We start from the raw sequence: 9,281 nt of genomic DNA, 5'->3' as shown, positions 1-9,281 counted from the left end.
CGGGCAGGTTAGTACAATAAAGAAGATTTATATTTATTTGATACAAAATTGTCTAGTAATCGTAAATAGGTCCGTAAATTTATATCTGGATTTTTTGAGGAGAAAAGTAGTTATATGTGAGAGGATTGGTTTTGTTGAATAAATATCTATTTGGGTGTTTTTGTTTACTTATTACTTTTTTTTCTTTAGGGTGTAGTAACGCTTTATTCGGACCTGGTACTACTGAATTTAAAATAAGCATCGATGAGTATTTTTTTATTGCAAATACGTCAAAAGATAATATCGTACTTTTTCATAGGGATGAGTATAAAATTAATCGTGAATTTGTACCAAGAAAGATTGTAAGAGCAAACTGGAACGAAGATTATATTATTTTAGAACGAGAAAATGCAAATCAAAAAGAGCTCAAATATTGGATTGTTGATAAAAAAGGTATAAGCATTGTAGGAGCAAATCTAGATTTAGATAGATATAACGAATTAAAGGATAAACTTAAAATTGAAGTTGACTTAATAAAGATAAGTAAATTAAGAAATGTGATGAGTTAAATTGTTCTTAGGAGGTTATTTGTTTTGCGGAACCTATTACTATTATCAATATTTTTATTTGTTCTTATTGGGTGCTCTACACAGACATTTGATAATGAGGATGCTATTGCTGTTTTTAATGGTGAAGAAATTAAAGCACAAGATGTCCTTAAAGTAAATTCTTTAGAAGAGAACTATATTATTAATTATTTGAAAGATGAAATTTTAATATATGAAGCACAGAAGTTAGGAATAAAAATTACTGATGCAGAAATTGAAGAATACAAACGTACTGCCTTTCCAAGTTATGATTTAATGGAAACTCATGAGTTCTTAGAGACGATTGGATATACAGAATTTGTTGAACAACAAGCTTCAATGTTAGGTGTAACAGAGAAAGAGTATTTTGAGACTTGGTTTCATGAAACACATAAAAGGTCTGCATTTAGAGACAAGTATTTTGAACAAAAATTCGGAGAGCCAAATTACGACAAATTCGAAGAGTGGGCTGATAAAGTTGCGGGACATACAGATGCGTTATTTAATGATTATCAAGCTAATGAAACGTTAATAATCTTATTCAATTAACGGATGCGATAGTAAAATTACGAGCTGTAAGAGATGTAGCTTGTTTTTTTATACCTACTTATTGGAAGATGGTGTTAAACTAGAGGGCAGGATTGTTAATAAAGAAATTCTTTTTAGCGCATATTAAACATATCAAAATTTGCAGAAAAATTGAGGTGTTTATATGAAAAAAATAATATCATCGTTATTATTAGTCCTAATTGTTTTAGCTTCTATTTCTTTTGTTTCAGCTGAAGTTGACCTTAATGGGAAAATAACAAAGGAAATTTATGCTTCTCCAGAAGAGCTATTAGTTGATATGATTAATCCTTATATCACAGAAACTGTTAATGAAGAATGTGGAGAAGGAGTGCATTGGACATTTGAAAGAGTAAATAAATTAGAGTTGATTGTAGATCATACGGGTTCAGAGGCGAAAAGTTGGTATGAACTAAGCTTGATGATTCGTACACTTAGTTCTGCTTCAGAGAATGAAGACATGAGTTTGGACACGGTGACTTTACATATTGATCCTAAAACCTACTTCGGTTCAATTGAAGGTAAAAGAAAAAACCTTGATGAAGTGTCGGTTAAAGTTGTTAATTACAGCCATCATCATGATAACAAAAAAGAATAAGCGTCTCATTCGTATGGAGCTGTTGAAAACAGCTCTTTTTTGTATGCTGATTTTACTGTTAAACTGGTTGAGAAAAGATATTGAATTGGCTGTTATTTAGCCTATATATTCACTTTTTCTCTCCTAGAACTGTACCCCTTAATAATATAGCCCCACCTTTTTTATTGCTTTTTTAGTATTACTGTAACTTTTTGTGCAACTTATGCGATTATTATATGAGTCAAAAAGATTAGGAGGGGATTACTTGAAAGATGCGGATAGTATCAATGAAAGAATTGAACAAATTTATGATAAACATTACAAAGATGTTTACCACTTTTTAATTTGTTTTACGGGAAGTCGTAATGATGCGGAAGATTTAACGCAGGAAGTTTTTATTCGAGTCCTAAAGTCGCTGTCAAGCTTTAATAATCAAGATCGCCTTAAATCATGGATATTAGCAATTTCAAGAAATGTTGCTGTTGACTATTATCGAAGAAATAAGTTTTATTCTTTGTTTAAAGATGGCTTTTTTAATAGCCTAATTTCAAATGAGAAAAAACCTGATCAAGCATTAGAAATCGCAGAAGAAATTGAAATTGTTAAAAGAACTATCTTAACACTAAAGCCTAGTTATAGAGAGGTTATTATCCTTAGAGGTATTAATGAAATGTCTATCAAAGAAACTGCAAAAATATTAAACTGTTCTGAATCTAAAGTTAAGGTTAATTACCATCGTGCATTAAAGAAACTTCAAACTAAACTATCGTTTAATATGGAGGAGGTAATTGAAAATGCAAAGTGAAAATGACTTATTTAAAAGGATAAAAAAATCACCCGATTTAAATCCGCGAGATGAATTTGTTATTGAAGCTAAACGTAATTTATTACAAAAAGCTCGTAAATTACATTATAAGAAAAAATTTAAAGGCTTTTCTTTGTATTTTGTTAGTATAGCCAGTTTCATTACATTTGTTATTCTTGGGTTAAACGTAATTAGCAATGATAATAGTCAAAACTTTAGCGGAGCAAATAATGACTCAAAGGTTGTTAATGTTGGAGATGAAGAAACATTACAGGAGGAAGACATTATTATTTCAGTTTTCCGTGAAGAATCCGAGCAAGTAGAAGAAGTCCCATTAGAAAAATATATTATAGGTGTAGTTGCTGCGGAAATGGATCCAACTTTTGAAATAGAAGCTCTAAAAGCTCAAGCTTTATTAGCAAGAACCTATATAATAAGACACATCTTGAATTCAGGAGTTATCTCACTACCAGAAGATGCAATGGTTACAGATGCAATTTTTCATCAAATTTATCGAAATCAAGAAGAACTAAAAACAATTTGGGGTACTGATTTTGAAATGTATATGAAAAAAGTAGAAGAAGCAGTTCTATCAACACAAGGACAGATTTTGACGTTTAATAACGAACCCATTCAAGCTGCTTTTTTCTCAACGAGCAATGGTTATACTGAGAATCCAGAGGATTATTGGGGAATTAAAGCTCCTTATTTGAAAAGTGTTGAAAGCTCTTGGGACCAATCATCGCCTCGGTTTAGATCAAGTAAAACTATAAGTATAGAGGAATTTGAAAAGGCTCTAGGCATTGTTTTACCAGGTGATGGTTCGATCGGTGAAATTAGCGAGAGAACAGAAAGTGGACGTGTAGCTAAAGTTGTTATTGAAGGGAAAGAGTTTAGTGGAAGACATATTAGAGAAAAATTAGAACTTGAGTCGTCCGATTTTAATTGGGAACAACAAGGGGAACAAATAACGATTGAAACTAAGGGTTATGGGCATGGAGTTGGAATGAGTCAGGACGGTGCTAACGGTATGGCACTGGAAGGTAAAAATTATAAAGAAATAGTGAATCACTATTATAGTGGTATTGAAATAGAAAAGGTAAATAATTTTTTAACACAGATATTACCTTTAATTGAATAATAAAAACATGAACGACTTTTCTAATCTAAGGAATGAGCGTTGCTTGAATTGAAGAAAGGAGTTGTAGTTACAACTCCTTTCTTGTTACACGAAGACGAGCAGTTTAGCACAAAATTGTTCATTCTCTCTATGGATATATATGGTTTAAAAGCACATATTAAATCTAATGTCAAAATGGAGGGATTTTATGAAGACTGGCCAGTTTAGTTTTTTAATAATAATATTTATTTTATGTTTTACTATGGTGCCTAATACCAGTGAGGCATATGGGAAATCTCATGAAGAAAAACAACTTGAAGAATTTAAAAAAGGGAATGACTATATTCCCGCAGAGAAAGCAATTGTAGAATTTGAACAAAAATATGGGACGAAAGTAAATCTTCCAAGAAAGTTACCTTTTGAACCAACACATCGGTTCGGAAACATTGATGAAGAAGGACGTTTGAAATTGCATTTCATGATACCAGGAAAAATTGATAAATCTCCAACTTTTGATTTTGTTTTTTATGTAATGCCCGAAAAAGACTTAGATACGTTTATTAATGCAAGCGATAAAGCATATACACTGAAGAGTGGAGAAAAGGCCTATTATAGACAGCACCACAAGCACTTTCACTCTCTTACTTTTACAGCAAATAAATTAGGGTATCATTTTGGTTCAAATCCAGACAAAATTGATTTGGATTCTTTCATTGAAATTGCAGAGTCCATAGATGAACGATTTGAGGTGAAATGAAGCAGTTACAGCAGCTTCGTTTATTCAAGTAACGGATAGTGTTAGTTCAATAACATGGGAACCCACGACTAACGAGGGTTCCCTAAATTTTTGTTATAAAAACAACAATATTATTTAACGTAGATATAATTCCAATACTTAGATTTTCGATGAAGTAAAATTAGTTTTTAATGTTAGATTATTATGGTTATATTGTTTGTCGTTTCTCTGACATTTTCTTTTGATTTTGCAGAATTAACAGGAGGAAGAAATGAAAAAGGTTAATATTATTTATAGAGACAGGGATGAGGTATTGGAAGAAAAAGAGTACGAGCTGCACCTATCAGGTTATCAGCTAGATGAAAGGCATATAGCGTATAAAGGAAATGATCACCGTATTGTTATTTATAGGATATCAGGCATAACAAAAGAGGGACTGATTGTTGAAGCAGCAGATTCAGAAGTTTATCCGACAGTTATTAAGATACAAAATATATCTGGAAATATTAAGATTAATGAGAAGGTAAGGGGCTTCTTTAAAGTACCTAATTGATGTAAGAGAGAAACAATGAAACATAAAATAACCAAAATTAAATGCAAATAAAATGTTTTAAAAAAACTAATCTCACCAGCGCATATAAGCACACATCCACTTTTCGATGTGTGCTTATGCTTTTATCTAGAAGTAGGTTGTTGTAATGTACTTCGAATTATAACCGCGCATTTTAGCCTAATCAAAACTAACTTTCACTTTTCCTTCCTCTTTGGCAACCTTTAAACAAGAAACTAGAAATCGTTCAATCCTTGCCTTTTCCTCTTGAGCTTCCAGCTTGGGTTGTTGTAATAGAGTAAAAGTGCGAACCAGCGGATCAAGTTCATCGTACTTTACTTCAGAAAAGAAGTTTTCTTTTTCTATACGCAATAAGGCTTTCTCGATATCTCCACTACTAAATGTAACGTCCTTGCCGTCCCCACTCCAACCTTGAATGTATTCAAGGTTTAATGAACTATACAAGAATCTAATATTGGGGTTCCAAACAGAATGGCCAATAGCAGCAACCTCTTGATTTCGTTTATTAAAAGCAGTTGTATAATATCCCATCTTTTGCACCTCACCTTAAATTAATTATTAAGCCATTGAGTTGTTGAAAGAGACGGTTAATGAAGGGTTTGACCGTCTCTCTGTAATTATATCTGCTCTCTAATTCTCTCTATAACAACAGTTTGACTCTCTGGACAAAGCGGAGAATACAGAATACCAAAAGGGGCTTTATGTATGCGCCTCATGACCTCTCCCTTAAAGTAACCATGGGCTTCAATACGAGTTTGATCCTCTCGAGAACAAGAAATCTTTGCATGGACATCCGCTTCTCCAAACAATTCTAACTGTGGTACTGAGGAAAACGAAGACTGAAAAACGGGCTTAGGATTTCCAATTCCACATGGTTCAAGGTATCTCATATTTTGAAAAATATCATGAGTAATGTCTTTCAGTGGCAGATTGCCAGTATAAAAACAGGCGAATGGAATCTGCGAGTCCCACGCAAAGTTTTGCAAAGAACGAAAGAAAGATTTTACTTGGCTAGGATTAACCGCAAATGTTCCTGCAGTTTGGTGCCCACTGAAGTAACTTAGGTCATTTGAGCAATGTTTGAGTGCCTGGAACACAGAAAAGGATGGCGCATTGAAAGCTCTTATAGCTCCATTGCCGTTTTCAGAAATGATAACAGTAGGCTTATTATACTTTTCAGCTAGTTTCGCAGATATTTCTCCGATCATGTCTTCACTAAATGGACCTTTGGCTACTAGAATTGGATATTTTTTTAGGTCATGTTCACTTAGAAAATTCTCGGCTTGAAGACTTTGGATAGATAACGAGCTTTTGTATTTATTGAAAGCTTTGTTAAAGACCTCTTCTAATTGATCCGTAACTAAAGACCCTAGCAACATTTCAACTGCTTTATTTGTCTGCCCTACAATACATAATGAATTCAATTTAGGAATGATTTGTTTTGCGATTGCCGTACTATCAATTTCTGTATTAAATCGCTCAGTTAAAAATTTAATTGCTAAAGGTGTTTCTTTATTTAATGCTTTTAGACCGTAATAGCATATCACGCGGTTTTCTTGTGTTAAGGGCATTGACGCAGCAATCGTTCCGATCGTTGCAAGAGGCATGTGTTTAACTATTTGTTCCTCCCAAGGAAGACAAAGTGCGTTATATAAAGCATGTGCTAGTTTTAAAGTAACACCAGTTCCAGATAAAAATTTATATGGATATTCAGAGTCCTTCCTAAGTGGATTGATATGGGCATAGCAGGTTAGGTTAGATTTAGACACCTCATGGTAATCGATAAAAATCAGATCATTACCAAATTCCTGTGCTATTCGCACATCTTGATCGTGAATGCCGTTACCGATTACTATAATCAGTGATACTTCAACCTTAGTAATATATTGTTCGCCAATGGATTTAGGTACTTTATAGATTACATCAGCTTCAACCTCATTTAACGTTTTATATAGTATACTTGTAGCTGTAATCCCGTCGGCACTCGCATTACCATAGAGTAATATTTTCTCCTTATTCTTGATTGCATCAACTATTCGGGAAACTGCCTTTTTCATATCGTTTAGTAGATATGGGTCATGAAGTTGATCAATGGTTGGTAATAAATAATCCATAAATTCCTTCTCAGTTTTTAACCCGTCATGATAGAGTTTTTTTGCGATTAGTGGATGGATTTGCTTCTTTCGTGCAAATTTTTGAATAAGCTTATAATTTTCCTCTTTTTCATTAACTGGTATTTCTCTCCATTGATTCACTAATGTTCCTCCTTTTAAGTCCAAAATTAAAAGACCCAAACTTAAAGGGTCTTTTTAATCTTGTCACATTATTCATTTTTATAAACATTGTTCATTTAAGTGTATAACGAGAGGGATATATGACTATAGTGAGAGTAGGATTACTGCTTTAGAGCTTTAATTCCTTGTTCAATGATTGATAATAAAAATTCAGCTTCCTGGGGGTGAGTCTTTCGTAAATCGTTCAGCGCTTCCGTACTAAGTTGTGCGCGAAAAGTAAAATCGTTGATTACCTTTTCTTCGTCATTGACGGGGTTCTGTTGCCGTTGAAACACTAGCACTCTGCCTCCTTTAGATAGGAATTTTAAGACCCAAGAAGTAGGGTCTCTTTAATCATACCACGATCATTCATTAATATAAATAATATTTATTTTAATGAATAGGCAGAGTGGTTGGAAATTTAAGAATTACTTTTTCAATGCTTTTATTCCCTGCTCAACGATTGACAGCAGGAACTCAGCTTCCTGAGGGTGTGTTTTTTGCAAATCTTTTAGTGCCTCAGTGCCAAGTCTTGTTCGGTAAGAAAAGTCATCATAATCCTCTTCAGGGGAAATATCAATTGAAATTAAATCTAACTCTTGCTGTAATTTGTCTAGAAGAGCCAAAGTGATTGTTTCGGTTTTGCCAGTTTCAAGGTTACTTAGATAACCAGGAGAAACTCCAAGCTTTTCAGCATAAGCATTCAGACCGATTCCTTCTTGAGTTCTTCTAATTCTAATTTGTGCACCTAGATGTTTAAACAAGGCGGCTGCCTCCTCTGTAGCAGTTATTCTAGTTAAAGCCCTTTTCGACAAAATTAGTATGAAATCCTTTATTTTAAGTAGGAAGAAGTGTTGTAAAAAAATAAAAAAATCGAAAGGGAAGAGAGCCAGTTTGTAATACTCTCAACTTTACTTTCATAAAGTTTCCTAAGTCAATTAAAGAGGAGACATTTATGAGTAGTTATAAGGTTGAAGATGTTTTAGAGATTCTACAAGCTTACTACATTACAAACTCAAAGCAAATGGTGACGCGCTATTTAAGAGAAGGGAAAATAAAAGGGACAAGAACTGAATTTAGAAAGGATGGCTGGATTGTTGAACATGATGATCTATTTGATTTTATTGATAAAGAGCGGCCAGGCTTATCAGAGTTGAAGACGGTTTGTAATTTGTTAGTTAATAACTTAATTAGTAAAGCAGATTTTCAGAAGAACGGTAACAATAGCGGAGAAGGTAGCTCACATATTAATAAAGACAAGGGATTAGAGAGTAAATTAAATGATCTAGGATTATTAATTAAAGAACTCAGGGAAGAAAACGAAAAGCTAAAAAAAGACATGCAGCATTTAATGAATAATTTTAGCAAAAAAGAATTTAAAAATAAAAAAACTAATTTAAATGAGGGCGATCTATCAGAGAAGTTTCAATCGAGTTTTGATGAAGTTATTAATGAAATGCAGGAAAAGAAAAATGGAGAGAAGTTATTAAAAGAATTATCTGAAACAGAGAAGGAGAAGGTTAAGGAAAATCTTAACAGGTACTTTATTAAACCTGACAATACCTTAAGTTTAGAGAAAAATGGAGAAAATAAATATAGTGTTGATCGATTAGGAGATAAGAAATATAAAAATGTAAAATCAATGTTTAAAGCAGCTATTAAAGAAGGTCTTAATGATGCATATAAACTTAAAATTCATCCCCCTTTAGAACTTAGCTTATCAAGTAATGATTTGCCCCTAGAGGAAACCAAGACCCAGAAATAGGGTCTTATCTTTTAGTCAAATCATTTATTTTTATAAATGGCATTCACCTTTAAAAACGAAGTTATAAACAAAGAAATGAGGAACAGTTATGGTGAAAAAAGTAAACAAAAATACATTTAAAGTCTCATCAGTCGAAAAAATCTACGATGAAGAATTGTTAGAACATTTAATTGAGTCTTGTGCTCAAGTAATTAAAAAGGAATTGGTAAAAAAGGAGTCTAATGACCCATTGTAGTTCATAAACCTTTGGATAAAGGGGAGATGTTTAATTTGAGACAAACAGTTGTGTATATTCGTCAAT

The 9,281-nt window shown here is 32.9% G+C and carries 13 protein-coding genes; 9 read left to right on the top strand and 4 right to left on the bottom strand.

Going from position 1 to position 9,281, the window contains the following annotated elements; genetic code table 11:
- The first annotated feature begins 134 nt into the window (after positions 1-134).
- From JCM9157_RS22190 to JCM9157_RS22160, 7 genes are all read left to right on the top strand, one after another.
- Complete coding sequence (locus tag JCM9157_RS22190; RefSeq protein WP_148296946.1) at positions 135-548, top strand: DUF3997 domain-containing protein; 414 nt, start codon at positions 135-137, stop codon at positions 546-548.
- Between the two features lie 24 nt (positions 549-572).
- Positions 573-1,115, top strand: a complete 543-nt coding sequence (locus JCM9157_RS22185; protein ID WP_035668490.1) for a SurA N-terminal domain-containing protein — start codon at positions 573-575, stop codon at positions 1,113-1,115.
- Between the two features lie 163 nt (positions 1,116-1,278).
- Positions 1,279-1,731 (top strand): DUF3888 domain-containing protein, encoded by a 453-nt coding sequence (locus JCM9157_RS22180; RefSeq protein ID WP_035668488.1) that lies wholly within the window; start codon positions 1,279-1,281, stop codon positions 1,729-1,731.
- A gap of 244 nt (positions 1,732-1,975) precedes the next feature.
- Positions 1,976-2,515 carry an RNA polymerase sigma factor gene (locus tag JCM9157_RS22175; protein WP_035668486.1) on the top strand — a complete coding sequence of 180 codons (540 nt, stop codon included), beginning with the start codon at positions 1,976-1,978 and terminating at the stop codon, positions 2,513-2,515.
- A complete protein-coding gene (spoIID, locus tag JCM9157_RS22170) occupies positions 2,505-3,656 on the top strand; it encodes a stage II sporulation protein D (protein WP_081734293.1) in 1,152 nt (383 codons plus the stop codon). Before JCM9157_RS22175 ends, spoIID begins: the two co-directional genes overlap by 11 nt.
- Before the next feature lie 187 nt (positions 3,657-3,843).
- Entirely contained in the window at positions 3,844-4,392 is a 549-nt protein-coding gene (locus tag JCM9157_RS22165) for a hypothetical protein (protein WP_035668484.1), read from the top strand.
- Between the two features lie 250 nt (positions 4,393-4,642).
- On the top strand, positions 4,643-4,924 hold the full coding sequence (locus JCM9157_RS22160) for a hypothetical protein (RefSeq protein WP_035668482.1): 282 nt from the start codon (positions 4,643-4,645) through the stop codon (positions 4,922-4,924).
- A gap of 177 nt (positions 4,925-5,101) precedes the next feature.
- Here JCM9157_RS22160 and JCM9157_RS22155 read toward each other — a convergent pair whose 3' ends face one another.
- The 4 genes from JCM9157_RS22155 to JCM9157_RS22140 form a co-directional block, all read right to left on the bottom strand.
- A complete protein-coding gene (locus tag JCM9157_RS22155) occupies positions 5,102-5,473 on the bottom strand; it encodes a hypothetical protein (protein WP_035668480.1) in 372 nt (123 codons plus the stop codon).
- 86 nt (positions 5,474-5,559) lie between these two features.
- Positions 5,560-7,197 carry a single-stranded-DNA-specific exonuclease RecJ gene (locus JCM9157_RS22150; protein ID WP_035668478.1) on the bottom strand — a complete coding sequence of 546 codons (1,638 nt, stop codon included), beginning with the start codon at positions 7,195-7,197 and terminating at the stop codon, positions 5,560-5,562.
- Between the two features lie 140 nt (positions 7,198-7,337).
- Positions 7,338-7,511 (bottom strand): hypothetical protein, encoded by a 174-nt coding sequence (locus JCM9157_RS24785; protein WP_156321516.1) that lies wholly within the window; start codon positions 7,509-7,511, stop codon positions 7,338-7,340.
- A gap of 132 nt (positions 7,512-7,643) precedes the next feature.
- Complete coding sequence (locus tag JCM9157_RS22140; protein WP_035668474.1) at positions 7,644-7,979, bottom strand: helix-turn-helix domain-containing protein; 336 nt, start codon at positions 7,977-7,979, stop codon at positions 7,644-7,646.
- A gap of 191 nt (positions 7,980-8,170) precedes the next feature.
- On the opposite strand from JCM9157_RS22140, the gene JCM9157_RS22135 reads away from it, so the two are divergent.
- Entirely contained in the window at positions 8,171-8,980 is an 810-nt protein-coding gene (locus tag JCM9157_RS22135; RefSeq protein WP_035668471.1) for a hypothetical protein, read from the top strand.
- A gap of 88 nt (positions 8,981-9,068) precedes the next feature.
- A complete protein-coding gene (locus JCM9157_RS24780) occupies positions 9,069-9,215 on the top strand; it encodes a hypothetical protein (protein WP_156321515.1) in 147 nt (48 codons plus the stop codon).
- Positions 9,216-9,281: the final 66 nt, after the last annotated feature.

Origin of the sequence: Halalkalibacter akibai JCM 9157, from assembly GCF_000513135.1 — a bacterium.
In the GTDB taxonomy this organism is placed as follows: domain Bacteria; phylum Bacillota; class Bacilli; order Bacillales; family Bacillaceae_D; genus Halalkalibacter; species Halalkalibacter akibai.
The sequence above is the reverse complement of the archived record's forward strand: the minus strand, read 5'-3'. Positions and strand labels throughout refer to the sequence as shown.